Origin of the sequence: Janthinobacterium sp. SUN033 (assembly GCF_030397595.1) — a bacterium.
Classification (GTDB): domain Bacteria; phylum Pseudomonadota; class Gammaproteobacteria; order Burkholderiales; family Burkholderiaceae_D; genus Janthinobacterium; species Janthinobacterium kumbetense.
Window position 1 is genome coordinate 717,703 of record NZ_JAPQNV010000001.1, and the last position, 25,785, is coordinate 743,487.

Below are 25,785 nucleotides of genomic sequence, written 5' to 3' on the forward strand. Positions count from 1 at the left end.
CTGAATGGACAGTGTGGCATCCGAAAAATCCATTATAGCGCTTGACGGCTGGCTGCAGACACCGGCCGGTCTGTATGTGCGTGCCTGGGAGCAGCAATGCCTCGACAGCCTGACTGTCGATATCTTCGGTTTTAATGCCGTGCAGATCGGCTTGCCCCAGCTCGATGCGCTGGCGGCCAACCGCATGCCGAACAAATGGCTGCTCGATGCGCGCCTGCCGTCGCGTCCGCCGCAGGAAAGCCGCTTGACCCTCGTGTCGGCCTTCGACGAGCTGCCGTTCGACTCGCAAAGCCTGGACCTGGTGGTCTTGCCGCATGTCCTCGAATTTGCCGCCGAGCCGCACCAGGTCTTGCGCGAAGTGGAGCGCGTGCTGATTCCGGAAGGGCGTGTGATCGTCTGCGGCTTCAATCCGGCCAGCCTGTGGGGCATGCGCCAGGGACTGGGGCGGGTCACGGGCCGGCATTATTTGCCGCAGGCCGGCGAGCTGATCTCTATGCCGCGCATGAAAGACTGGTTAAAATTGCTGAACATGGGCGTGAGTCAAAGCCACTTCGGCTGCTACGCGCCTGCCTGCAGGACAGAAAAATGGCTGCGCCGCAACGCCTTCATGGACAAGGCCGGTGCGCGCTGGTGGCCATATCTGGGCGCAGTGTATATAGTGCAGGCGATCAAGCGCGTCAAAGGGATGCGTTTGATCGGTCCGGCGTGGACCAAAAAACCGGCGACGGCGCCCGCAGGCGCACCGGTCACGAATAAAAGGCGGGAACAGCAAGATGGATAAGGTTGAGATTTACGCCGATGGCGCATGCAAGGGCAATCCCGGCACGGGCGGCTGGGGCGCGCTGATGGTGGCCGATGGCGCCAAGAAAGAAATTTACGGCGGGGAACTGAATACGACGAATAACCGCATGGAATTGAAGGCCGTGATCGAAGCCTTGACGGCGCTCAAACGTCCTTGCCAGGTGGTGCTGTATACCGATAGCCAGTACGTGCAAAAGGGCATCAGCGAATGGATTCACGGCTGGAAAGCGCGCGGCTGGAAAACGGCCGCCAAGGCACCCGTGAAAAACGTCGACTTGTGGCAGGCGCTCGATACGGCCCAGGCCGTGCATGAAGTGGAATGGCGCTGGGTGCGCGGCCATAACGGCCATCCGGGCAATGAGCGGGCAGATCAGCTGGCCAACCTGGGCGTGGAAACCGTGCGCGCCTGAGAACGCCCAACCAAACCTGCTGCGCGTCGCGCTTTGCGGCTGGCGATGCTCACCGGCTCGGCGCCCCCGTACCAAGTACGGTTGCGCTTCTCTGCCACAAATCACTGCCGCTCGCTACGGTTTTGTTGAGCATTCGGGCATGCCGTGATGTAATCGGAGGGCACAGGTTTGCTATACTGTGCCCTTCGCTTTTTGCTTTTAAGACTGAATCTGCCATGCGTCAAATTGTCCTCGATACTGAAACCACCGGCCTGAACCCGCGCACGGGCGACCGCATCCTGGAGATCGGGGCGGTCGAACTGAACAACCGCATGTTGACGGGGAATAATTTTCACCATTACATCAATCCCGAGCGCGACTCGGAAGAGGGCGCGCTGGCCGTCCACGGATTGACGACGGAATTCCTTAGCGACAAGCCGAAATTCGCGGAAATTGCCGACGAATTTCGTGCCTACATCGCCGACGCTGAACTGATCATCCACAACGCCCCGTTCGATATCGGCTTCCTGAACGCGGAATTCAAGCGCTTGAACTTGCCGCCAGTCCACGAGCAAGTACATGGTGTGATCGACACCCTGGTGCAGGCGAAGGAAATGCACCCAGGCAAGCGCAACTCGCTCGACGCCTTGTGCGACCGTTATGGCGTCTCGAACGCCCACCGCAAGCTGCACGGCGCGTTGCTTGACTCCGAATTGCTGGCTGACGTCTACCTGGCCATGACGCGTGGGCAAAACAGCCTCAGCATGGAAGAAGAGGTGGAAGTGGCCGCCGACGGCGCCGCCCTGGAAATCGTGCCCCTGGCCGAAGTCATCTTCCAGAGCGCCAGCGCCGACGAACTGGCCGCCCACGAAGCCACCATCGCCGGCCTCGACAAGGCCGCGAAAGGCCAGTGCATCTGGACCGCCGTCACGGCGCCGCCAGCGGCCGCGTGAGAAAAAAGCGGGGCGCGCTAAATTTCCTCTCGCCAGCCCTTGCAGATGCCGCAACACCTATGCGATAATTCGCCTCGCTTCGGGAGGTTAGCTCAGGGGTAGAGCACTGCATTCACACTGCAGGGGTCGCAAGTTCGAAACTTGCACTTCCCACCAAGAATTCGCTGTAAAATCAAGTACTTACATTAAAGCCGACACATTGCGTGATCGGCTTTTTTTGTGCTTGTGTAATTAGCCTGTGTAATTTTATTTTTTGTTTTGTACTAGCACCGATAGCTTATCCAATGCAGCACGCTGCGCATCGACCTGGAGGTGCGCATAGCACTGGGTCGTCTGCACATTGCTGTGACCGAGAATCTTGCTAATAGTATAAAGATCGCCCCCCCAAGCCAAGCATGATGCTGGCACAAGAATGCCGTAGGTCATGAAAGTTCACATGCTCCATACGCGCCTTCACGCGCGCTCGGCGCCAAGCGGATGCCAGGCCTGTTCGACAGCGCGCGCGCCGTCGCCGTGCTGTACGGCAGCGACCTGGCCCTGGGCTTCCTGTTCATCGCCGCGTCGCTGATGGTGGCCGCCGGCTTGCCTGCTTGGTGGGTACTGGGCGCCACGGTGCGCTGGCTCGACAAGCGCCGCGACAAGGACATTGGCGAGCTGGCGCGCGATGCGGCTGCTGTCGTCAAGGACGTGCGGGGTGGGCTTTGAGCGCCATCACGCTGGCCCAGCTGGTGGCCATCATGCCGCTGGCGCGTACGCGCGCGGTTGCCTTCCTGGCGCCGCTGAACGTTTGGTATTACGCCCCCGGCGCGCCAAGCATCGTTCTTGTCCCAGGTCGGGCACGAGTCCGGTCAGCTGCGCTATGTGCGTGAGCTGGCCAGCGGCCAAGCCTACGAAGGGCGCGCCGGCCTGGGCAACACGCAACGCGGCGACGGCGTGCACTTTCGTGGGCGCGGCCTGCTGCAGGTGACCGGCCGCGTCAACTACGCCGCCTGCGGCAAGGCGCTGGGCCTGGATCTGCTGGCAAGCCCGAGCTGCTCGAGCAGACCGTCAACGCCTGCCGCTCGGCCGGCTGGTTCTGGCAGACGAGAGGGCTGAACGCCCTGGCCGACGCTGGCGACCAGGAACGGGTGACGCGCCGCATCAACGGTGGCGTGAACTGCTTGGCTGAGCGCCTGGCCTTGTACCAGGCAGCGTGCAAGGTGCTGGTGTGAGCGCGCTGGTTAAGCTGGCGGGCAGGGTGCCTGGCTGGCTGTACGGCGCCGTGCTGGCATGCGTGCTGGTCGGCGCCGGCATGCTGTACCAGCGAGCGCAGGGCGTCGCCCAAGGCCGCGCAGCCGTGCAAGCGCTGTGGAATACCGACAAGACGACCCGCGCGGCAGCGGAAACGAAGGCGGAGGCGCAGCGCGCCGCCGAGAACCTGGCGCAAGCCAGGCAACAGGCCGTCAAAGCTGCGGCCATCAAGAAAGTCTACGATGACGAAATCAACGATGTGCGCGTTCGTCTTGCTGCGGCTGAGCGCATGCGCAAGCCCGCCTTCTGTGCAAGTGCAGGACCTGCCGCCCAGGCCGGTGCCGTTGGCGCCGAAGGAGGCGCTGCAGCCGATCCCGCCGGTGGGCTACTTCCTGACGCGGTGGCGTGAGATATTCAAGCTTTGATCCTGCAGACGGAGGAAGTGGCCGCGACGGGACGCGCGTGCCAGGCGTTTGTGCGGGATAGTAGCATAGGGCTGTAGCGCTGATTCGGAGTGTTTGCGCAGGTAGGCAGTAGGGGAGTGAGCTAGTCGATTGAGTCTTGATGCCTTCTGATCAACGCAAGTTTAGTGCCTCAGGTGTCTTTGTGCAGTCGAGCGTCCATCTCTCCAGCACGCCGGGGCCGGATAGAGTAAATGCTGTCTAAGTTGATAACTTCGGCTCTTGGTATACACTCAATAGAAGGAAATTGGACGTTAGAAGAGGAGTCTTACCATGAGGCACATCTCTACACTGGCCGTGATCGGTACTGTTCTTTTTATCACGGGAACAGCTGCATCTGCAGGGAATGGCGGCGTTAAGGCCGGTCCGCATTTAGGAACCCCGATCGCAACAACAATGCACACGACGACAACGCACGCAACGACAACTGCACCAGCTTTACCTACCCCATCGCATTCGGGGCAACCAAATCAAAGCTGCGGCAGTGCCACTGCTCCCAATACTCCTGGTAATTCAGCTTCTGCACCTGGGTCAGCTTTCAATCCAGATGGCCAGGCTGGAACAGTATATGCTGGACAGCAGCCACAAAATTCGCGCAATCCTATGAGTGTGTCACAGTATGATGTTGCTTGCGCGAAACAGCCATCTAAGTAAGGTGCAAGCGTAAGGCCGATGCCGCTTTGGCCGGGTTACGAGTTCGAAAAGTTAGCACCGCCGGCGCTGAATTGCGAAAAGGTAAAGGCGTTGGCGCGGGATTGGCCACGTGGTTGGAAGTATGAAGTGGAACTGGAGGCAGTTATTGCGGTCTGCATTCTGCCAGATGAAAAAGCAGAGCGCTGATTGTCGCTGCATCAACAGCGGCAATCAGCCTGGTCAGGCAGATTAGTGGGGACCGGTGGTTTTGAAGGCCAGCAGCAGCTTGACGCTACATTGCCTGGCTAACAGGCTGCCAACCTTTTTCAGTTTTATGCATCGTCATTACACCAGTCATTTCTGCGGTTTTCTCTTCAAACCAAGAGCTCCTATCTACTGGCAAGCCGGCGGGTGTCTTAGCAACCTCCTGGCCTACCGCACTTGCGTGAGCGTTAAACAGGCCAGATGCATATTTCCATCCTGCTTGAGTGCACCCCCTCGAAAAGAAAGCTTGCATTACTTCCCCCTCATTTCTGAGTACTTGTGATCGAGGCACCTTAGCGCGATCCTCTTTCCAAACGCGCGCAAGTTCGTCGAGTTTGTCGCGGCTGCCTTTTGTAGCTGCGGCTCTTTCATCTTGCCATTGGGATTGTGCTGCATCATATTCACGCTGAGCGCTTGGGCTTAATCCACGTGGTATTTCTCTGTAAGGGCTTGTTTCTTGAAACGTAGCTTCGATCTTGGCAATTTCGCTTTCTACCTCGCGGACTTGGCGCTCGTACTCAGCACGTGCAGGACCGAATTCTGCCTCGCGAGCTTTATCCTCGAGCCAAGCATTTTTCAGCTTGGCTAATCCTTCTTTATTTTTTAAGTGCAACACGTACTCGTATTCGACACGGTAGTAACCGTCTTTTTCGTACCCATTTGTTTTATTGATTTTCGCAACTTCGATGTTCTGACAACTCGCAACTGCCGACTCAAGAACCTGTTCAACGTCGCTTGTCGAGGGAGTATTGCTACAGCCGGATAAGATCAACGGGGCAATAATTAAATAGAAGGCTTTCATGTGGCGATTTTTCGAATATTTATTAAAGACCAACTATACAACATTGCCCAGAGGAAATGCAAAGCGCAGGAATTTCTGTACTCTGTCGGGACAGTGCGGGCGGGAAGACGAGCCTACAATGTATCCACCTATGGCGCTGCTGAGCGCATGCGCATGCCTACCTTCTGTGAAGAGCAGGACCTGCTGCCTCGGCCGGTGCCAGTGGCGACGAAGGAAGCGCTGCAGCCGATCCCGCCAGCGGGTTACTTCCTGACGCGGTGGCGCGAGATATTCAAGCCTTGATCTTGCAAACGGAAGAAGTGGCCGCCACAGGCCGGGCATGTCAGGCGTTTGTAAGGGGAAATGGGATGGCTCTTTAACCTGTCCGGGATTATCCGTGCGACAGAAATTAGAGTTGTGATGGGGTGGCGATAGTCTGTTTCCGGTAGGCTGGGCAGGCTCTTGAACGAGGCGTAGTTATCTTGATAAAAGATAAAATTATTGCGTTAAAGAATTTTTTCATGCAAAATAAATATTTTTCAATTTGATAATTTTATGCCGCCGATTACAATAAAAGTTAATTTATACAAGTTGACTGTCGCTGATGTTGCAAGTTCTCTCCCGGATCTGCTTGCGCAAATTGATGGAGATGCATTGGTTGACCGAATTCGGACAACAGGTCGATTTGATGTTCGCTTAGAGCACATTCATGCTCCCCGAAGTGCCGAAAATGATACCGATTTCTGGTTACTCGATTTCATCAAGTTGCGTATGGATCATGGACCAGGGAAGGTCGGGAAAACTACTGCAATTGAAGGTTTTCCATTGGGTGACGACGAAGGTTTCGGAGAAGAAACATCGGTCTTGTTCGATCCGGCGACAAATTATTTGCTTGTTCAGTACAATCATCATGGAGTTCGGGGTGCCTCGATCGCACGTTACCTTAGCAATTATAACCATGCCGATGTGGCGTCCGTGTATGAGATGGACATCAAATTGGACGACTCATCGGAAGCAAAGTTGGCGGCAAGAAACATAATTACAAAAGTGCACTTTAAGATTGCCCCAGCTCAAATGACGGCAGCGCATAGGGTCAATAATGTAAGCCTAGGTAGAGCATTGGCTTTGAATGATGATCAGAGTGGAAATACAGTTGAACTGACAATCTCAGCAAATCGAGGGCAAAACTTGGCGACGCGTAGTGCCAATGGCCTACTGAACTCCTTAAAGTCTCTTATGCGGGCGGATAGGGCGCAGGATACTAATGTTCTAACGCAGTTTGACGTAGAGGCAAAGGCGCAATTGACTGATCGTGCGGAGAAGATTGATATGCTTTTACCAGCTCTTCAGGCTGTTGTTGACGGTGTAGAAATGGGCCCAGACCGTCGTTACACTGTGGCTTCTCGTTGGGCGGCCCTGATCCGTGCTCGACGTGGATGGGCTGCAATTATGAGGCGTTAAGAATATGAGTTTGACTGTAGAGAAATATTACCCGTTTTTTTTATCCGCTGTGGCTGGCTGCCTTTGGTGGTATTTCTCGTTACTGTTACCTGTTGATGAAAAAGAGTTTTTAGCGGCGGCGCTTAGTCTAGGCGCCGTTTTGACAGGATTTATAGCAACAGCTCAGGCGATCTTGATGGCACTTCCGAGTGATAGCGCGATGGGACGGATACGTGCTACGGGCTATTTGCCACACCTAACAAATTATATCGGGACTGCTTTGTATGGCGGTATGGTATTTTGTGCTGTAGATTTGGCGGGTTTTTTTCTTTTGGATAATACTAAAAGACTCCCTGTGTGGTTCTCTGTGGTATGGGCCATCATTGGTATTTTTGCTGCACTTTCGTTCTTTCGTGTGACATCAATAATGTTAAAAATTATGCGACATCCTTAATTTCTGTCTATCTATATTGTTTATTTCAATAAATTCTCAATATCTAATTTATGAAAATATTTTCCAAGGTATTTAGTGGTGACGCTACGAAGGAAAGCTTGATGTCATGGTGACTGGCTGTAGATGAAAATACAGAGACTATTGTGCCGATAAGCGAAAATTCCCTAGGTTTTGCTGAGCGGCATATGCCGAGATGATAATTTCAACTTTTTGGGAATTGGTATGTGCAGAAATTGGAGTCGAGACGTTGCCGTGGTCGTTTGCGGCGTAGAAAATGGCCAGGTTACCGAAAATGGTACCGGCGTGCAGAAATTCGCCAGTCTAGCAGAGGCGCAGGCTGTCTTTCCTGACTTGGATCCTAACGCAAACAGCGCTCGCTTTACGTGGGCGATGGGTAACACCGAAAAAGATGATATGCGATTCGAAACTTATGCAGCGAACAAATTCTATTCCACGTAGCGGATGCTTATTGACAGCCCACTACCAGTCGATGATTGCCCAACATTGCGCCCAGACATTTCCCCGGGTTCCATCTCTCCAATTTCATCGGTATAGGTGTACAGCATGTAGTGCCATCGTATGAAGCACTGATTGTCGCTGCGCCAACAGCGACAATCAGCCTGGGCCAGCTGGTTAGGCCAGTGAACCAAATAGGCTCATGCTGCCTCCGGGAGAGGGGAGTTTGACTCTAACATTAGGAGGTTCACCTTTTGGCTTTTCCAATCATCCCCTGGATTGGCGGCAAACGACGTTTGGCCGACCGCATCATTCCGCAATTTCCGCCACACTCTTGCTACGTCGAGGTTTTTGCCGGCGGCGCTGCGTTGTACTTCATGCGGCCGCCGGCCGAGGTGCTGAACGACGTCAACGGCGAGCTGATCAACCTGTACCGCGTTGTCAAGAATCACCTGGAAGAGTTCGTGCGCCAGTTCAAATGGGCGCTATCGAGCCGCGAGGTGTTCAAGTGGCTGCAGAACACGCCGCCGCATACCCTGACGGACTTGCAGCGTGCGGCCCGCTTTTTCTACCTGCAGCAGCATGCATTGATATTTAATATTAAAGGAGAGAAATATATGGCTTGGAAATTATTTATTTTTAGTTTCGATCCATTGGCAAAGAGAATCCAACTCTGCGTTTAATACTTTGTCCAAGAAGGTTGCGCAGGAAGATGCTAATTTCTTCTGCTCAGAATCGAACTTCGAAACCTCGCCGTGAACAAATTTTGAACGAATTTTATATATATCACGTACGGAGTCCCTTATTTCCTTTCTTTCGGTTGGTGTTTTTCCAATTGTAAAAGCACACCTATCTGAGAGCCGCTCAGTGATTGATCCGTTTTCATTGCCTTCTCCAAGTGAAGCTTCCAGAGCAATACATTTTTTAATAAATTTAATTCGCTCATCATCATCAGCTTCAGCATCAAATGACCATTCTAGCGCACTTCTTATGCCCTTGCAGTTTTCTAAGTTTGTTTTTTCTTCTATTATTTTATAAATGGCAACTAACTTGGATAAATCTTGTGAGCCAGCGCTTTTTGTTTTGTTTTCCGCAGATGAGTTGTAGCTAGTAATTTTCCCTAAATAGTTTGATGTGCTAAGGCCCAGTCGTGCCTTGAACGTTTGATCTTCACAGCCCGTTCTTTTTACAGTTGCAAAGTCGATATCTGGCAAACTAATTCCAAATCTTTTTCTTTCAGGAATTGCGAACATTGGCTTTTTTAAAAATCCAGTTAATCTGCCTAATTCCATGAATATTTTCATTTTTGAAAGTGCGTCATGAATCGCCGATTGGTTTTTGTCCGTAGTCGCATATCCAGAGCTTTTAATCTTCAAATAGTTTTTAAATTCTATACTATTTGTGTTGCCTCTATTTTCTATTCCGATGCCTGTGATATAAGATATGTCTTCTGAAATGTATTGTGATTTTCCAAATTTAATAAATGGAACATCAAAATGTATTTCATATGTAATTGGCAGTGAATCGATTGTAGATAGAACCTTTTTTGAGAATTCCTTACATTCTTCATCCGTTATTCGCGATTCTTCGGGTGGTGCCAGGAATGTGGGCTCTCCGTATTGCACAGAAAGCTGGAGATTTTCTAGTATTAACCAATATAAATCACTATAATCAAAAATCGAGGCTATTTCTTGGTTTTTGAAAATTTCGGTAGAGAGATTTTTTAGTTCCGTCGGCCGGAGGATTGGCATCACTCCTTGTTTTTTGTAATTTTTTAAAATTCCATGCAGGATTTTTTCTATTTTTTCTCTTGCGTTGGGGTGTATGAGTGTTGTCATTTATTGATTAATTTCTTATGATAGGTTATATATTGATGTTGCTGGGATCGATTTAATTTTATCAACTTTCGTAATTATGCACACGTAGTGAGCTGATCGAGCAATGTTTTAGGACCGGATTCTCGCTGCTCGACCTGCCGCCAGAGGCATGGCCCTGTTACATGGCACCAATCCTGCGCAGCTCGCATGAGGTACCCAACGAGCTAGAAGTCGCCCCCGCAATGTTCGGCATGGTACCCCACTGGGCAGACCACAAGCTGGCCCGCCAGACCTACAACGCCCGCACCGAGACGATGGCCAGCAAACCATCCTTCCGCAGCGCATGGAAGCGCAAGCAGTTCTGCATCATCCCGGCCGCCAACTTCTTCGAACCCAACTACGAAATGGCAAGCCCGTGCGCTGGCGCATCGAGCGTGCCGACGGTGGCCCGGTGGCCAGAGCCGGCATATGGGAGTACCGCCCAGAGGATCAGTTGCTGTCGTTCTCGATGCTGACTATCAACGCCGACGGGCATCCGCTGATGCAGCGCTTCCACAAGCCCGATGACGAAAAGCGCATGGTGATGAGCCTTGATCCTGATCAGTGCCTAAGTTGGTTGGACGGTTCTCTGGTGGCGGAGACGAGTGGGGAAGGGTGCGCTCCGGTTTGGCAATTGCCGCGCTGGATATCACAAGCAAACGTAATTGCCGTAATACGGTGCGTCTGGGTTCGGCAGACCTGACGCGGCGGTGGGCTATGCTTTCAGAAAATAGAGCGCCTCGCTACGCAGCGAGCTGGAGTTGCCGAGAGTTATAACCAAGTAGTTGCGCTAGATTTTGATATCTCGGTGCAACTTTTAACGAGCATGGTACTGTCGACGTCCGTGCCCTCTTAGATCGTGCCCTGTCTACCGCCTGTCTTGCCAGGAATGACAACATCCTCCAAATCATTGTTCAGGTGCTCGAACAAGGCTTTGGAGGTTTGGGTGATGGCCTTTTGACGTTGGCATCCCGGTACTGTGCAATACTTACCGTCGGCCAATTCAATATAAGCGGGACAATTCTTGTATTCATGATCAATGCAAGGCATATATCCTCCCAAGTTGTGGATGTTTGCATACTGCCTATATGTACAGATTACACCGCAGCCAGCGGTTTGTTGGAAATATTACATTTATCTCGCGGCATATCGGGGATGGAGGGGCATGCTTGGGGGAGGCTGTTCATTTGGATTTTTCGGCAATTAAGGCAGGATCTCCCGCGCCCCCATCCTCGTGTCGGTATAGTCGTGGTGTCAGCCAGTGCTGGCATACCCTTCCTTGTTTCGTCCAATAGTCATATCTGGAATTGCAGGTCGATGTAACTCCATTGCTTTTGAGCATTTCAGCCCTGTGTAATTTCCTGTGTAATTTGGTGCAATTTCGCGACTTCTCTTGATAGTCATGACGAAACTCTCCCTGTGAGAACCCTGCAAAATGGCGCTTTCAATGGCATTCACACTGCAGGGGTCGCAAGTTCGAAACTTGCACTTCCCACCAGAATTTTCTTTTGTATTCAATGATTTAGAATGTTACATCTTGTCTGAATACGAGCTTGGGGCAAACTTGGGGCAATGGGATTTTTAATCCACTGCCTAGCCTCAACGATACGGCCGCTTCCTGCGGCCGTTTTCACATCAAGCTGGCTTAGAACGCCTGACAGTCCTCTTCCTTGCTTTCAAAGCAACAAGTTCGTACACTAAGGACGCCTAACAAAACCGCTGAATGTATCTCCAGCAGATGAGTATGCAGGCAAGCGAGAGAAGCGCCTGGCGGATATCGGCACGGCGTTCGTAGCGGATGCGTAATCGGCGGAAGCGGTGCAGCCAGCCCAGCGTGCATTCGACTACCCAGCGCCATTTACCCAGGCGTTCGTGCGACTCGATGTGATTGCACCACAACGCTTTACCCGCCCCCCGCCTCACATACATACGCGATAGCAAACGATTCGTATGGCTGCAGGCTGAGGTGGTCGGTCCAGCTGTCACGCTGGGCATAGTTGCTGATCAAGCCTTGCCCGGCAATGCCGTGCAGCATTGCCGGCAGATCCAGTTCGACGTGTTCGCCGGAGAAGTTGTTGACGACAACCAGCTGTTGGCTTCCCAAGCTGCGCCGGTAGGCGAATACCTGCGGATGCTGCTCCAGCAACGGCAGGTAATTTCCGTAAACCATGACGTCCCAGTGCTTGCGCAGTTCGATCAGCTTCTGGTAGTGGAAGAAGACCGAATCGGGTTGTTCCAGTGCGGCCGCGACGTTGATCTCCGGGTAGTTGGGATTCAGCTTGAGCCATGGTGTGCCAGTACTGAAGCCGGCGTTGTGTGTGCTGTTCCACTGCATGGGGGTGCGTGCATTGTCCCGCCCGTTAGCGTGGATGCCGGCCATCATCGTCTCCGGTGGCACGCCGGCGGCCGTGCGTTCACGGTAGAGGTTGAGCGATTCGATGTCGCGATAGTCGTCGATAGAATCGAAACGTACATTGGTCATGCCTATTTCCTCGCCTTGATAGACGTAGGGGGTGCCCTTGAGAAAATGTAGCGCGGTGGCCAGCATCTTGGCCGATTCGACCCGGTAACGGCCGGGGTCGCCGTATTTGGACACGGCGCGCGGCAGGTCGTGGTTATTCCAGAACAGCGAATTCCAGCCGGCATCGGCCAGCTCGGTCTGCCACTTACCGATGATCTGCTTGAATTCGATCAGATCGAACGGCCGCGGCTTCCATTTCCCCTCCCTGGTATCGTGGGTCATGGTGATGTGCTCAAACTGGAAGACCATCGACAGCTCCTGACGCGCCGGGTCGGAATACAGCTTGGCTGTCTCCGGGGTGGCGCTCCAAGTCTCGCCCACCGACAAGACATCGCGTGCCGCCAAGGTCGCTTGGTGCATTTGCTGCAGCAGCGGGTGCAGTCGTGCGCCGTTGGCGATGATCTGCTGGTCGACCTGTTTGCCGATGAGATCGATCACATCCATGCGGAAGCCGCCGATGCCCTTGTCCAACCACCAGTTCATCATGCGATGCACCTCTTCCTGCACCTGGGGATTTTCCCAGTTCAGGTCCGGCTGTCGTTTCGAGAACAGATGGAAGTAATATTCACCGCTGGCGGAATCGTACTCCCATGCACTCCCGCCAAAATACGAACGTTGCTGGTCGGGCGGGGAGCCATCGGCGCCTGCATTGCGCCAGATGTAGTAGTCACGGTAGGGGCTATCCCTGGATTTCTTCGCCTCGACGAACCAAGCATGCTCGTCAGAGGTGTGGTTGACCACAAGATCCATCAGGATACGGATGTCGCGCTTGGCCGCCTCTGCGATCAACTGCTCCATCTCGGCCAATGTGCCGAATTCAGCGGCGATATTCTGATAGTCGGAGATGTCATAGCCGTTATCGTCCATCGGCGACCGGTACACTGGCGACAGCCAGATCAGGTTGATTCCCAGATGTTGCAAGTAGTCCAGTCTGCCGATGATGCCGGCCAGATCACCGACTCCATCGTGATTGCTGTCTTGAAAACTACGTGGGTAGATCTGATACACGACGGCGTTATGCCACCATTTCTTATCCAACATGATTATCTTTCTCGCTTATTGATTGACGGCACTGTCTTGCAACGTGTCAAGGGATCGCCAGGGGGAGGGCAGATCCGATTTCGTTGTTGGATCAGGCAGCTAGGAGACCGCATACCTGGAGCCTGGCATGGCACCCAGGCTCTTAACCCGATCCATCTGTTTCTCATCAGCCAAGAACGATGGATCAGGAGTGTCGTAGGTACCTGCAGCGACTTACCCCGATCACACCGTCCGCTTCTGCTCCGTTTGCGGACGTTGGAGGCACTTGTTTTTAAGTCTGGGGTAAGATTCCGGCTGACCTAATCAGCACCCTAAAGGTGAACAATCGCTGGGCGATTACTGAGTAACGAGCCTCAATAATCACGATTGACCGAGCTGTAGACGCGCCGATTGCCACTCCGGCCAGACAGCTTCTGCGACAATGTCTGGGTAGCCGCGTTCCTCTTCCATCATTTCAGCTTGTGAAACGGGCATCGGCATGCAACTCGCGTTGTCACGGATAGCAATGACTTCGGGCTGTGTCAATGGTCTGCCCAACGTTTTTTCAGCGTGGAGAAGAACGGTCACAAGCGCAGGGATGAAAACCAAGCAGAGACGGTCTTCAGAATCGTGCGTAGGCGGGGACGGCGGCGCTTGCCGCTTTTTGAACATTCCAAACATTTAAATGTAGAAAGACATAAAAATAATAATCAATTAAGTTCTGGCAATGACCGCTTCTGGCTGCTGATTCAATCGGTCAACGCAACACTTTAACTTAAATGCATCGTTGCAGAACAGAAATTATGTGAAAGAGACCTCGAATCGATTGCTCCGCGCTCCGCGAAACCCGGGATTAACGTTGTAAGAGGTTGAGCCACGGAAGAGTGCATGGTAGAACCCGCCAAAGCTCAAGCAGCTTGTGCTTGAATGCGGTAGAAGTCTCCGCAGGGCCAGGGGGATAGACAGGTCAAGCCCGATCACGTCGTTGGATCAGGCAGCTACTAGATTGGACCCCAGGCGTCTGCTAGGACGCCCAGGTCTTTAACACGATCCATCAGTGTTTCATATTTCAAAAAACTATGGATCAGGAGAGTCTAAGTTGCTGGTGGCGATTCACGGTTCTGTGCTATGGGAAAGGGAGACCGTTTAGGCCACGCGCTCGCACTCGGAATGCAGCTCATTTCTGGTCGCCTTTGGCGCTTGCCGTTTCACATCACGGACATGCGGCATTCGCTGCGCCCCCGGTGTTGCAAGCGTTGAGGTAGCTTTGCGCCACTGCGGGCGTCAATTTACCACCCGCCTGGGCGTTTATGAATGCTGTGCGACAAGCGCTTTGACCGTTGGCCCCCGGGACAATCGCTTGAGCGTTCATACGTTGAACATAGCTGACGGGGTTGACGCCACAGAGCAGGGCGTTGTTTTGCGCGACAAACGCTCCGGCAGCGTTCCGGACGATATTGGTCGCTTGTTCGCAGTTGTTGGCCTGAGTACGCACTGTCAGGTGGAGAGGGGTGGGCGGGTTCACGCCATTTGGCAGGAGGCCGAAGGTCAAGTGAACGTCGGGTTGTGCGGCCGTCAATTCGCACACTTGCAGGTTTTGCGTAGCAGGGCTTAGGCTTTTGCAGAGGCCGCTGGCGGCGGCATTGCCATAAAACGCCAGCGATGGGCATCGATTTGGAGTCTGCGCCAAAGCAATGGCGGAGGCGGACAACAGCGAAACGGTCATTGCGGCAAGACGCATCTGGGATTTCATCTTGTTCCTTTCGACTTGGTTGAATGGTTGAGTCTGGTATCTCAAATTGAGGTCTGGTTGGTAGCTCCAAGATATAAGAAGTACAAATCCTACATGTTTCTACTAAAGACAAACTATTCAAATGTAATAATATTATTTTTTTGAAAATATCGTTGATGTGCATCGGTGGTGTCCCGTCCGAACTGAGGACAAGTACGTTTTCCAGCTATCGGTGATGTTATCTGCTGATGCGATAGCCCTCTTGATCCTTTCCTTGAGCGGCAAAATCATCAATCCGGCTGCCGTGCGATCGTCCCGATTGCGGCTCAGTAAGTACGGATCGTCTTCGGTCAAGTGTGGCATGGCGTCAAACAGCGCTGTGATTTGTGCCTCAGTGAAATTCTCCGTTTCTCCATACTTCAGTACACCAAGTGGAACTGCTCCAATTACCATCGTTCGCTAAACGGTCTACACGTTTTTTTAGTATGAATCGGCTAGCCCGGATTGGGCCTGTAGTGGTTTAATGTACCCGGACACTGATTTAGGCGAGAATGCTCGCCATGGAGAGGTGTTTGATGAGCAAGCAAAGACGTACGTTTTCCCCTGAGTTCAAACAGCAGGCAGCATGCTTGGTGCTGGATCAAGGATACAGCCACGTGGAGGCAAGCCGGTCGGTATCGGCGAATCGGTGCTGCGCCGCTGGGTGCAGCAGCTTCAGTTGGAGCGGCAAGGCATCACGCCACAGAGTAAGGCAATGGCGCCTGATCAGCAGCGAATACCGGAACTCGAAGCACGTATTGAGCGTCTCGAGCGGGAGAAGTCCATTTTAAAAAAGGCTACCGCGCTCTTGATGTCGGAAGGGATAGAACGTACGAGGTAATCGATCAGATTTGTGGTGACGAATCAATCGAGTTGATCTGCGCGGTGTTCGACGTGGCGCGGTCATGCCTGTATGCGCATCGGGAGCGCGTCCGCCACATTGATGTTGAGCGCATGGCATTGCGTAGCCGCGTGCACGAGCTGTTTGTCGAGAGTCGCAGTTCGGCGGGAAGTCGCAGCATCAAGGGCATGATGCGCGAGGAAGGCACGGCAATTGGCCGTTTCAAAGTCACTCGTTTGATGGAGGAGTTGGGGCTGGTCTGCAAACAGCCTGGCAGTCATGCCTATAAGCAGGCTACGGTGGAGCGTGTCGATATTCCGAACCACCTCAACCGTGAATTCACAGTGGAGGCGCCAAATCAGGTCTGGTGCGGGGACATCACCTATGTCTGGGCGCAAGGCCAATGGTATTACTTGGCAGTGGTGTTGGATTTATTCGCTCGCCGAGCGGTGGGCTGGGCATTCTCGCGACGACCCGACGCCGACCTTGTTGTGCAAGCGCTGGAAATGGCTTACGAGCAGCGAGGTCGACAGCAGGGGGGGCTGTTTCAATCAGATCCGGGAAGCCAGTACGCCAGCCGAAAATTCCGCCAGCGCTTGTGGCGCTATCGGATATGACAGAGCATGAGCCGTCGGGGAAATTGTTGGGATAACGCCCCGATGGAGCGCCTGTTCCGCAGTTTCAAAACGGAATGGCTGCCGTCAACCGGTTACATGACGGCACAGGAAGCACAACGGGACATCAGCCACTACCTGATGCACCGGTATAACTGGATACGACCACATCAGTTCAACCAGGGACTGGCACCGGCCGTCGCCGAAGAAAAACTTAACGTAGTGTCCGGGATGGGTTGACCACTACACATCAGCCCAGAGGCCGACGAAAGCGGCCAAGAATTACGTTTTGGCCGTCACCATCAAGCCGACTTAAACCTGCGTCGGCCAGCGAAACCGACTATGCCCAAGCCGGCCAGTAACATGGCGTAGGTTTCTGGCTCAGGAACAGGAATGGTGTTATTTGTGAAACTTGCCGTAAATCTCATGTAATACGTCTTGTCCACGCCCCACGGCTGACTTGCGTTAAGGGGATCCACGGCATTCGAATAAACGTGGTTCCCTGTTAACTCGCCATTGTTGTTGGATCCTTGCATCCTGACGTAATACACTGGATTCTGGATGCCTGCAACTGTTAAGTATGCTACGTATTCTTTATTAAGTGGCAATGCCAGATTGAGTCCGGTTGCTTCAAATGCTTTAGTTTTGCCACTGTATGGGATTGGAGCACTCGTGTACAAGGCGGGACCGACGGCTTTGGTTCCGTCCCATGCTGCAATCCCGAATCCGACATAGCCGGTGCCAGAATTTGAAGTGCCATAACCGGAAGATGCATAGAGGGTGAAATCGTTCAGCACTCCGCCTGGAGAAGTAAAGGTTTCTCCATAAGTAGTCGAACCTACTGCGCCCAAGTAACCTAGTTCGCCACCGTTGAACTCGTTGGAAAAGGTTGTTGCTTGTACATGGAAGGAGGCGCACAAAATAATGCTCGGCAGTGCAACTTTGATAGCTGTGTATAAGTTCATCATTTCCCCTATTTTGATGTTAAAAAGATACCGAAATTAATTATACGACAATTTTATTGAAAAATTGCACCAATTAAATTTTTATTAAGAATGAAGGATTTCCTATGCTTACGATTGAAGCCGGCGCCAGCCTGCACGATGCCGTATCGTATGCCAGCGTCGTCGCGGCACATATCGGAGCAGGGTGGCTTTCCCCATGGTCACGGAGACTATCCATCGTGCTGGTTGGGCGCCGCACTCAACGAGCGCGGTGTCGGCATCTGCGTGCGCCTTGAAAAAGGCGGTAACACCGGCTTTGCGTGTGTGCGACTTCCTGCGCTCAGACGATGACGAGCGGATAGTCTCGCTGGCCGCCCCGACCGGTGCGACCGGAACGGCATTGCGCGAGGTGGTGCTGCCGCCGGCGTGGCGCATCAACCGCGCAGCCGCCACTCCATCCTCAAACCGCTACTGCTTGCACTGCTGCTCGGCGCAGACATCGCCAAGCGTCTGCTCGACGCACTGCGATTCATTGCCTACCGCAACTACTCGCACCACCCAGGCATCATCAAATCGAAGCCTCGAGTCCCACGTCCGAAATCGCACAAATCACTAAGTCAGAAGCCGTGCTGAGGCGCGGCGCTGCTAAGTTCGATGGATTGCAGCATGAACCCATGCCTTTAATTCATCCTCCCTTTTATTAAGCAATACTCATTGACTACTCAATGCAAGTGCATTACATTGCTTTAATCGATAGTAGATATCGTATGTTGGTGTCGCAATGCAGGGCATGAGGTAATGCCAAGGGGTATGGCAAATATGAATGAATATTTTGTGGCTGCAAGGGCAACGATCGGCCTGGTCGCTATGATTCACTCCGTTTGGGGAGAAAAACTCATCTTCAATCGACTCCGGTGCGGCAAACTGGCGCCAAGCAATGGCGGCGGCGTGCTCCTTGAGTGGCAGGTACGCATACAAGGGGCCAGCCGGCATGCACTGACCGTCTTCGGCCTCTGTATTGCCGCCGTTCTGCTGCGGTTGGGCTGGCCGGGGCGGCCTTGGTATTTTTTGGTTCCAGGGCCCGGCATTCCGGCTGAGTCTGCCTGCTCGCCGTCGCACTTCTTACATGGTGGGGCCAGACTTGATTGTTTTGCCCCCGACATTCCACTCTTCTTCAAATTTCGATCATGCGTACTTCCAAAGCCCAACAAGCAAAAAACCATCGGCTGATCATTCAGACCGCAGTAGACCTGATGACCCAGCATGGGTTTGAGGGCACCACGATGAAGCAGATCGCGCGTGCCGCCGACGTGGGTGATGCCACCATCTACAAATACTTCCCTACCAAGGAGAAACTGGTAACCGCCTATTTTGAGCAAGCAATTGCAGACGCAGTGGCGCAGGCCGACAAGACGGAGGGGCAGAACGAATTTTCGCTGCAGGAACGTCTGCAACTGGTAGTCAACAGTCTGCTGGAAGGTTTGCTGGCCGACCGTGAATTTGTGGGTCTGGCGCGCGGCATGGTGGAGCGCACTCCCACGCTGCTGTTGGGCGAGCAACTACCCGGCAAGCCTTTGCTCCGGCAAACCTTCGTCCAGATGCTGGAGCAGGCCGAGACGAGCGGTGAAATCGTGTCTTGCGGCTTCAAGCCCAGCCTGGCTGGACTGTTGGCCGACTATGTGTACGGCGTCATTGCGTACTGGCTACGCGACACCTCCGACCAATTTACCAACACCACGCAAATGGTCGATTTGAGCCTGGGCGTGCTGGTATTAGCCTTGCGCAGCGGCCTGGTGGACAAGCTGCTGGAGCTGGGAGGTTTCATGGTGCGCAGCCAGCTTGCGCGCCTGATGCAAGACGGCAATGGCTTGCTGGATCTGCTGCAATTGGCCCGCCGCGGGCTGGGAGGGGTACGTTCATGACGCCCACGACCAAGACGAACACAGTTTCGCAGTTGCCGCGTACCGGGCGTCTTTCGCGTGGGGCGATTGTCGGTATGGCAGTGGCGCGGGCCGGGCTGACCCACCTGGGCCATAAGGCCAAGTCGATCACGTGCGACGAGGCGAAAACGGATCAGGCCCGCATGGCACATGAGGCGGAACTCGGGCGCATCCTGTTTGCCGCGTTGAATCAGCTCAAGGGCACGGCACTCAAAGCCTCGCAGCTGCTCAGCATGGAACTGGGCTTTTTACCCGAGGGCGTGCGCCAGGAACTGGCTCGCGCCCACTACCAGGTCACGCCGCTGAACCGCGCGTTGGTGATCAAAGTGATGCGCCAGGAGTTTGGCCAGGATCCGCAAGCCCTGTTCCAGCAATTCGAGCCTGTCGCCTTTGCTGCCGCCAGTCTGGGGCAGGTCCACGCCGCCGTCATGGCCGACGGTCTGGCAGTGGCCGTCAAGCTCCAATACCCCGGAATGGCGGACTCCATCGGCAGCGACATGCGTATGCTACGCAGCCTGCTGCAAGCCTTGGGGGAACGCTCGGATATGTTGCTCAAAGCCGATATCATCGCGCGCATGATGGATGACATCGAACAGAAACTGGCCGAGGAACTGGACTATTTGCATGAGGCACAGACCATGCAATGGTTTGCACAGCATCTCACGCTGCCGGGCCTGGTGGTCCCCCAGCCGGTAATGGGCCGCACCACACGCCGCGTGCTGACCATGCAACGCCTGCCGGGATTGCATCTCAACGAATGGTTGCTGACCGAACCCGATCAAAACGCACGTGATCAGGCTGGTCAGTTGCTGTTTGATACCTTCTTTCATTGCACCTTTGTGCTGCACCGCTTGCAAGCCGACCCGCATCCGGGCAACTATCTGTTCATGCCGGACGGCCGACTGGGCCTGCTGGACTTTGGCTGCACCCGCGCGCTGGACGCTGATTTTTGCCAAGCGCTCAGCGCGCTCTGGTCGGCACAGTTGCGCGACCCGGCGGACCACCGTGCCATGCAGCAGGCCTATCGGGACCTGGGCCTGATTGGGCCGCATCTGAATGAGCAGGACTTTTGCCAGCAACTGCTGCCGGCAATGGCCGAGCGGCATGCCTGGCAGAAGTTGCCGTTTACCGTGGCGGTGTATGACTTTACGCACCACCCGCCATACCCACGTCCATCAGCCGAACATCATCGCCAGGCACTTTGGCATCTGCAGTCCTTGCCGAAGGAACTGCCCTATGTCGACCGGGCCTATTTAGGTCTGCTCCAGCTTCTCAAAACCCTCGGTGCACGTGTGCGCACCACCAACCCCTGGATTCGTTGAGTGAATACGATATTTCTGCTTACGGGATGCGCGCTCTTCATCATGCTTGGCAGCAGCCACGCCGCGCCGGCGCAATTCCTGGCGGGCCAGCACTGAAGCCCGTCCAATCAGGAAAAAAAGTACTTCATAAACAGAGATTTGGTGGGCTAATTCCCAACTGCGGACTCAAAAAAAGTGTTGCTCGTCCGTGGTCTCATTTTGAATCGACGCAAACGGCGGAGCGCAACATGAAAAAAATAGTCATCGTGATTTTTGATCATTTTACCGATTTGGATTTGTTCTTGATGTGGGACATCCTCGGGAGGAATAAGACGGACTGGCAAGTGAAGATATTGGGAACACAGGAAGAACACCAATCCGCAAACGGCCTTGTTATCAAGACCCACGGGTGCATCAGCGAAGCGAATGACGCAGACGTTGTATTGTTTTCCAGCGGTAAAGTTGGAGTGAAAGGCGCTATCGCCAACCCGGATTTCATGCGTGCATTTTCGCTGAACCCGAACGCGCAGCTCATTGGATCGATCTGTGCCGGCTCGTTCATTCTTGCCAAGTTGGGTCTGCTGGCAATGGCGCCGGCCACGACTCATCCCGATGCCAAAGAGGAACTGCAATCCCTGGGAATTGACGTGCTCGATTTGCCCTTGGTATGCAAAGGGAATGTTGCGACCGCAGGTGGCTGTTTGTCTGCTGTGTATCTAATCGGTTGGGTCGTTGAGACCTTGTTCGGCCGGGAAAAACGTCAAGAAACACTTAGAGAACTTATTCCGGCCGGCCAAAGCGCAATCTATGAACGACTAATTGATACGAGTATCCGAGACGCCATCTCCCCGAAAGTAGGCGTTGGCGCAATATTGGAAAACCGCTTGCAAGCTCCGTCAAGCAGTTTGCCAATCGAGGACGATCCCGTATGAATCTACGTTTCTTTCACCGCACCTCAGCCGTTGTCATTGCTGCATTTGCATGTTTCACAGGACAAACCATCTGATATCGCTATGGCGCATTCCAGCCTATGCGACCACGATGAAAGTATTCCGTCCGCCAGAGCACGTTTGCAAACTTGAATGCGCGCCAATCAAAACAACCGCAGTCCGACCATCGCTCACTTTACAGAGAGAGTTTTATTCATGACAAACGAAGCAAACAAAGTCTTCCTCATTTCCGCACCGGCAGCAGCCATGTCGGCGTCAGGATTGACGCACATTGATTTCTCCGACGGCTATTCCGGTCAGGGGGATAGAACCTACGTTGACGCCGAGCAAGCGGGGCGCGCCGTTTTCGCTGAGCCGCATCGCATGCTCACCTTGCTGATAATTTTGCGCAACGGAATCGTCGCACCGTTCGGATTAAAGAAAAGTATTAGCTTTGGTGATCGCGGGCTGGGGAAGATTGGCATGTTTCCGATTATTTCAAGTACGGAGACTGAAGTCGTCGTCGGTGGTGACGACAAGCATCTGGATTTCCGGATCTGGATAAGCATTCAACCGAGTCTGAAGGGATCGGAAGTGACGGTTTCAACCTTGGTTAAAATAAACAATCTCTTTGGAAGAGTGTATTTGTTTATCATCATGCCGTTTCATAAGCTCCTGACGCGCTCGCTGTTGGAGCGCGCGGTCAACCGGCGCGACTAGGCGCACCGCAAGCCAGAACGGTGACCTCATTGTTGCCGCTAACCGAATATTGACCATATAAACGCAGAGTAGGCCATGGGACATTATCACAGGTCCGACGTTGCGCTCCCATCGGGAATGACCAGTACAAAATCGTAGCCCTGAATCATGCCTTGGACACTGCTGTTTCCATTCGCCAGGGTTTTCGCCGATCCCAGCAAGGGGCGCACGTCGAACAATGACCATTCCTTATGCTCGTTCGCTGCGGCGAAGAAGGGCAATACGCCAGCCATGGCGGACTTGATATCGGTTTTTTCGATTTCTGTTGAGACCGATGCGCGTCCAATTCCAGCAAATTGCGCCTGCTGGCCTTTGGACGCCAGCACCAACACGTGCAGCGATTTCTGCCCGCGGCCTTCCGCATATTCAGCCAAATAATTGCCGATCTCCCGGCTGCCGGCACTCAGCGGGTTATAACCTCGGAATACATGAACTGCACCGGCTTTCAGCAACATTCGCTGTGCAGGCGCAAGCGTCAAATGGCTGGCCACATTTCGCTTCATTAGTTTGGCACGCTGTGTATTGGATGAATATCCCTGTCCCGGAGTTATGTTTTTGCTATAAATGCTGCGGCTTTCGATCAACGAATTTAACATCGCCAAGGCGGGCATGTCCTTGGGGGCCGTGAGCAGCTTCTGTAGCGCGAACAATTCCTCTTCTTTGACTTTCAACATGAAAAGATCACGCGGGTCTCCGCTCGTCGACGCCCGGCCATAGTCATTGTTTTCAAGCTTGCGGAAGGCCTCGATTTTTGATTTCGCCAAAGGACCAAGCGGTTGCCCGGCCATTTGGTCGAGCAAATATTTCGAAGCGCCCATGAGTTCCTGATCCATTCCCACTAATTGGAACGATGGTCCTGCAGCTTTAGCGAAACGGGCCAGGAATTGCGCCTCAGCTTGCCAATTGTAGAAAGCAGTAGCGACCGGATAGGCCTTATTAAATGCTGCTATGCCAGCAACGCCAGTATTGGCCTTCAACGTCTTTGCCAAAGCATCAGCAACAGCCGGCCCATTTTCGACAATCAGTGTCGTAAATCCTTGACTTGCCAATTCTTCAAAATACGCCGCCGAAAAATTCGCAATTTCTGCAATGCCATGGTCCTCGCCGATGAGCACGAATTGGCTCTCCCGACCTGCGTCTATCAATGCTGCCGCGCCGGAACCAACCATCTTTCCATGATCGATTGCGATAGTCGTGCGAAGGGCGGCCAAGCGGTCCGGCAGGGATAGTGGCTGATCCGCCGACAATGCAGGCATGGCCAAGCCGGCCAAAATGATAGAAAGAATTATGGAATGAGTTTTTCGCATTATTTTTCGCAAGAATTGTGTTCTGGTCGGCGATTTCAGTCGCGGGGTATCAGCATGCTACGCGTAATCAGGGTCGGCTGACCTTGAAGGACATTTTCCTTTTATGGATTTTCCATATTGGCTGGAAGGAAGAATTTGCCAATGCTACGGTAAATCAGGTGACGCGACAACTATCCTGACACGGGAAAAAATTAATAATTTCGCAAACGGTCATTGGACAGGACCCTGCCGCCATTAAGGTAGCGGGCGGTTGGCAATGCCAACCGCGCCGCCAGCCGCTAATGCGACAGCACGGAATCGCGCGACCTGTGCCCGAGGTAAGGCAGCAAGCTGAGGAGACCAAGCAGGGCCAGCGCGACGCCGACCCACAGCGGGGAGCGCAGGCCGTAGCCGGCGGCGATGCCGAGGCCGCCTAACCATGATCCGGCGCCCAGGCCGATGTTGATGACGGACGTGTGCACCGTGTTGACCAGCGGCCCCGGGTGGGCGGTCTTCATCACGCGGGCGATGATGGCGGGGTTCATCGACATGCCGACGAGGCCTGTGACGACCAGCAAGGCGACGCTGATGCTCTTGTCGTGCGCAAAGACTGCGAACAGCGCCAGACTGATGCTCAGGATGACCATGCCCCAGACCATGATGACGGTGGTGTAGCGGTCCGCATAGCGGCCGACCACGGCATTGCCCACCACGTTGGCGACGCCGTAGACGCCCAGCAGCCAGGGGATAGCGGATGCGGGAAAGCCGGTAATTTCCGTCAGGATGGTTGCGAAGTAACTGAACGCCGCGAAAATCGCTCCAATGATGAGGCCGCTGCTGGCATACGCTGCCCACAGGTGGCGGTTACGGAATTCCCCCAGCTCATTGCCAAGGCTGACGACTTCGGACGGCTTGGCGCGCGGCACCAGTACGGTGATGAGCGCCAGGCACAAGAGCGCCAGCACCACCACCAGCCAGAAACTGGCGCGCCATCCCAGGTGCTGATCGATGAGCGTGGCGACGGGCACGCCCACCACGGAAGCGAGCATGAGGCCGCCGATCACGACGGCGGCGGCTCGTCCGCGCGCGTTGGGCGCGACGATGTCGGCACAGATCGCCAGGGACAGGCCAAAGCAGGTGGCAGCGGCCACGCCCGTGACTACCCGCGCGATGGCCAGGATGTCATAGCTGGTGGCGGACGCGGCGACTGATTGGGCAAGGACATAAAAGCACAGCAGCCACAGCAGTCCCTTCTTGTTCGGCACGCGCAATTTGAGCAGGATGATGGTGCTCAGCGGTCCGCCGATGACCATGCCCATGGCATAGAGCGAGATCAGATAGCCGATCCGCGTCACCGGTTCGTCCATGGCCAGGGCCAGCGACGGCATCATGCCCGCCACCATGAATTCGGATGTCGTCAACGAAAAGATCGTCAACCCCAGAATGTAAACAACCAGCGGCATAGCAATATCCTTCGAAAGTAATAACTAAAACACTCGCCAGGCGTGGCACGCACCCCGGCCGCATGCGGCCCTTGCGCGCGCCACGTCGTGGTTAGGTGTTGCAAGACGTAAAGACGCTGTCCGGAATGTCGCCGACAAACAGGTTGGGGAAGTCGCGTACCGACAGGTGCTGCGGGTCGTTGCCCGTGATCATGCGCAGCAGGCGGTTGCCGCCGGCCTCCAGGTAAAAGACCGATGACGGCTTGCCTGTTCGCTCCACTACCCAGGCGTCCGCCTCCCGGCCCAGCACGGTGTGGCGGCCGTCGTGGCGGGCGCCGCCGTCCAGCAGCACCGCTTGCGGCAGGAACAGCTCATGGAACGGGATCACTTCATCGGCCAGCGCCGTGCCCTGCAGCTGCTCGCCGGTGGCTTGCGCTTGCCTCGCGTAGGCCACTTTCTGCTTGCGGCTTTGTTCACGCCTGGCGTCGCCGATTTCCGACATCCACAGCAAGTGTCCATGTTCCTTTTCCGACCAGGGGTTGAACAGGCCATCGATGCGGCAGATGTTGCGCGCATAGTCGAACCAGCAATAGCCGGACGTGACCTGGTCATCCGCCTGCATCGGCGTCCAGTAGGAAATATAAGCGCTGCTCCATTGCAGCGGCAGCAGCGGCGGGGCGGGGTGTGTCGGCATGGCAG

23 protein-coding genes, 1 tRNA gene and 4 pseudogenes are annotated in these 25,785 nt (G+C 54.3%); 19 read left to right on the plus strand and 9 right to left on the minus strand.

All coding sequences use genetic code 11. The features are described from left to right. Window positions 1-4 precede the first annotated feature (4 nt). The 7 genes from OX460_RS03330 (at window position 5) to OX460_RS03360 (ending at window position 3,782) form a co-directional block, all read left to right on the plus strand. Window positions 5-781 (plus strand): class I SAM-dependent methyltransferase, encoded by a 777-nt coding sequence (locus OX460_RS03330; RefSeq protein WP_289897638.1) that lies wholly within the window; start codon window positions 5-7, stop codon window positions 779-781. After that, window positions 774-1,211, plus strand: a complete 438-nt coding sequence (gene rnhA / locus OX460_RS03335) for a ribonuclease HI (RefSeq protein WP_034784447.1) — start codon at window positions 774-776, stop codon at window positions 1,209-1,211. Before OX460_RS03330 ends, rnhA begins: the two co-directional genes overlap by 8 nt. A 215-nt stretch (window positions 1,212-1,426) precedes the next feature. Then, complete coding sequence (gene dnaQ / locus OX460_RS03340; RefSeq protein WP_077405442.1) at window positions 1,427-2,143, plus strand: DNA polymerase III subunit epsilon; 717 nt, start codon at window positions 1,427-1,429, stop codon at window positions 2,141-2,143. A gap of 81 nt (window positions 2,144-2,224) precedes the next feature. Beyond that, window positions 2,225-2,299: transfer RNA gene (locus OX460_RS03345), tRNA-Val, on the plus strand. A 321-nt stretch (window positions 2,300-2,620) separates the two neighbouring features. Further along, window positions 2,621-2,848 (plus strand): hypothetical protein, encoded by a 228-nt coding sequence (locus OX460_RS03350; protein WP_289897639.1) that lies wholly within the window; start codon window positions 2,621-2,623, stop codon window positions 2,846-2,848. 156 nt (window positions 2,849-3,004) lie between these two features. Next, window positions 3,005-3,238, plus strand: a complete 234-nt coding sequence (locus OX460_RS03355; RefSeq protein WP_289898408.1) for a hypothetical protein — start codon at window positions 3,005-3,007, stop codon at window positions 3,236-3,238. A 112-nt stretch (window positions 3,239-3,350) separates the two neighbouring features. Beyond that, on the plus strand, window positions 3,351-3,782 hold the full coding sequence (locus OX460_RS03360) for a hypothetical protein (RefSeq protein WP_289897640.1): 432 nt from the start codon (window positions 3,351-3,353) through the stop codon (window positions 3,780-3,782). Window positions 3,783-4,759: 977 nt separating this feature from the next. Here OX460_RS03360 and OX460_RS03365 read toward each other — a convergent pair. Next, window positions 4,760-5,533: a hypothetical protein gene (locus OX460_RS03365; protein WP_289897641.1), complete on the minus strand. Its 774-nt coding sequence runs from the start codon at window positions 5,531-5,533 to the stop codon at window positions 4,760-4,762. Window positions 5,534-6,067: 534 nt separating this feature from the next. Between OX460_RS03365 and OX460_RS03370 the strand changes: the two genes are divergently transcribed. From OX460_RS03370 to OX460_RS03380, 3 genes and pseudogenes are all read left to right on the plus strand, one after another. Further along, window positions 6,068-6,973 (plus strand): DUF6731 family protein, encoded by a 906-nt coding sequence (locus OX460_RS03370; protein WP_289897642.1) that lies wholly within the window; start codon window positions 6,068-6,070, stop codon window positions 6,971-6,973. A gap of 4 nt (window positions 6,974-6,977) precedes the next feature. After that, window positions 6,978-7,406: a hypothetical protein gene (locus OX460_RS03375; protein WP_289897643.1), complete on the plus strand. Its 429-nt coding sequence runs from the start codon at window positions 6,978-6,980 to the stop codon at window positions 7,404-7,406. Window positions 7,407-8,116: 710 nt separating this feature from the next. Beyond that, a pseudogene (locus OX460_RS03380) lies at window positions 8,117-8,443 on the plus strand (DNA adenine methylase); the annotation flags it as partial. A 48-nt stretch (window positions 8,444-8,491) separates the two neighbouring features. Here OX460_RS03380 and OX460_RS03385 read toward each other — a convergent pair. Then, the gene (locus tag OX460_RS03385; protein ID WP_289897644.1) at window positions 8,492-9,700 is read right to left on the minus strand and encodes a HEPN domain-containing protein; all 1,209 of its coding nucleotides are present in this window, start codon (window positions 9,698-9,700) and stop codon (window positions 8,492-8,494) included. 161 nt (window positions 9,701-9,861) lie between these two features. On the opposite strand from OX460_RS03385, the pseudogene OX460_RS03390 reads away from it, so the two are divergent. From OX460_RS03390 to OX460_RS28500, 3 genes and pseudogenes are all read left to right on the plus strand, one after another. Beyond that, a pseudogene (locus tag OX460_RS03390) lies at window positions 9,862-10,017 on the plus strand (SOS response-associated peptidase family protein); the annotation flags it as partial. 5 nt (window positions 10,018-10,022) lie between these two features. Continuing rightward, window positions 10,023-10,421, plus strand: coding sequence for an SOS response-associated peptidase family protein (locus tag OX460_RS03395; RefSeq protein WP_289898427.1), 399 nt, complete (start codon window positions 10,023-10,025; stop codon window positions 10,419-10,421). Then, window positions 10,397-10,495: a hypothetical protein gene (locus OX460_RS28500; protein WP_354669814.1), complete on the plus strand. Its 99-nt coding sequence runs from the start codon at window positions 10,397-10,399 to the stop codon at window positions 10,493-10,495. The genes OX460_RS03395 and OX460_RS28500 overlap by 25 nt, the downstream gene beginning before the upstream one ends. 930 nt (window positions 10,496-11,425) lie before the next feature. Here OX460_RS28500 and OX460_RS03400 read toward each other — a convergent pair. The 3 genes and pseudogenes from OX460_RS03400 to OX460_RS03410 form a co-directional block, all read right to left on the minus strand. Further along, window positions 11,426-11,584 (minus strand): annotated as a pseudogene (locus tag OX460_RS03400) (transposase); the annotation flags it as partial. A 37-nt stretch (window positions 11,585-11,621) separates the two neighbouring features. After that, the gene (locus tag OX460_RS03405) at window positions 11,622-13,280 is read right to left on the minus strand and encodes an alpha-glucosidase (protein ID WP_289897645.1); all 1,659 of its coding nucleotides are present in this window, start codon (window positions 13,278-13,280) and stop codon (window positions 11,622-11,624) included. Between the two features lie 1,192 nt (window positions 13,281-14,472). After that, window positions 14,473-15,012: a hypothetical protein gene (locus OX460_RS03410; protein ID WP_251348447.1), complete on the minus strand. Its 540-nt coding sequence runs from the start codon at window positions 15,010-15,012 to the stop codon at window positions 14,473-14,475. A 554-nt stretch (window positions 15,013-15,566) separates the two neighbouring features. On the opposite strand from OX460_RS03410, the pseudogene OX460_RS03415 reads away from it, so the two are divergent. Beyond that, window positions 15,567-16,725: pseudogene (locus OX460_RS03415) on the plus strand (IS3 family transposase). 62 nt (window positions 16,726-16,787) lie between these two features. On the opposite strand, the gene OX460_RS03420 reads toward OX460_RS03415, so the two are convergent. Further along, window positions 16,788-17,450: a PEP-CTERM sorting domain-containing protein gene (locus OX460_RS03420; protein ID WP_251348448.1), complete on the minus strand. Its 663-nt coding sequence runs from the start codon at window positions 17,448-17,450 to the stop codon at window positions 16,788-16,790. Window positions 17,451-18,248: 798 nt separating this feature from the next. Here OX460_RS03420 and OX460_RS03425 point away from each other — a divergent pair. The 5 genes from OX460_RS03425 to OX460_RS03445 all read left to right on the plus strand — a co-directional run bounded on the left by OX460_RS03425 (window position 18,249) and on the right by OX460_RS03445 (window position 22,319). Beyond that, window positions 18,249-18,659 carry a hypothetical protein gene (locus OX460_RS03425; RefSeq protein WP_289897646.1) on the plus strand — a complete coding sequence of 137 codons (411 nt, stop codon included), beginning with the start codon at window positions 18,249-18,251 and terminating at the stop codon, window positions 18,657-18,659. Then, window positions 18,617-19,351, plus strand: a complete 735-nt coding sequence (locus OX460_RS03430; RefSeq protein ID WP_251348449.1) for a TetR/AcrR family transcriptional regulator — start codon at window positions 18,617-18,619, stop codon at window positions 19,349-19,351. Before OX460_RS03425 ends, OX460_RS03430 begins: the two co-directional genes overlap by 43 nt. Further along, window positions 19,348-20,691, plus strand: a complete 1,344-nt coding sequence (locus OX460_RS03435; protein WP_289897647.1) for an AarF/ABC1/UbiB kinase family protein — start codon at window positions 19,348-19,350, stop codon at window positions 20,689-20,691. Before OX460_RS03430 ends, OX460_RS03435 begins: the two co-directional genes overlap by 4 nt. Beyond that, a complete protein-coding gene (locus OX460_RS03440; protein ID WP_354669815.1) occupies window positions 20,688-21,602 on the plus strand; it encodes a DJ-1/PfpI family protein in 915 nt (304 codons plus the stop codon). The genes OX460_RS03435 and OX460_RS03440 overlap by 4 nt, the downstream gene beginning before the upstream one ends. Window positions 21,603-21,752: 150 nt before the next feature. Next, complete coding sequence (locus tag OX460_RS03445) at window positions 21,753-22,319, plus strand: DUF2867 domain-containing protein (RefSeq protein ID WP_251348451.1); 567 nt, start codon at window positions 21,753-21,755, stop codon at window positions 22,317-22,319. A gap of 86 nt (window positions 22,320-22,405) precedes the next feature. Here the strand turns inward: OX460_RS03445 and OX460_RS03450 are convergent, their stop codons facing one another. From OX460_RS03450 to vioE, 3 genes are all read right to left on the minus strand, one after another. Next, window positions 22,406-23,614, minus strand: coding sequence for a hypothetical protein (locus OX460_RS03450; RefSeq protein WP_289897648.1), 1,209 nt, complete (start codon window positions 23,612-23,614; stop codon window positions 22,406-22,408). A 329-nt stretch (window positions 23,615-23,943) separates the two neighbouring features. Beyond that, entirely contained in the window at window positions 23,944-25,107 is a 1,164-nt protein-coding gene (locus tag OX460_RS03455; protein ID WP_289897649.1) for an MFS transporter, read from the minus strand. Window positions 25,108-25,198: 91 nt separating this feature from the next. Next, window positions 25,199-25,780, minus strand: coding sequence for a violacein biosynthesis enzyme VioE (vioE, locus tag OX460_RS03460; protein ID WP_289897650.1), 582 nt, complete (start codon window positions 25,778-25,780; stop codon window positions 25,199-25,201). Window positions 25,781-25,785 lie beyond the last annotated feature (5 nt).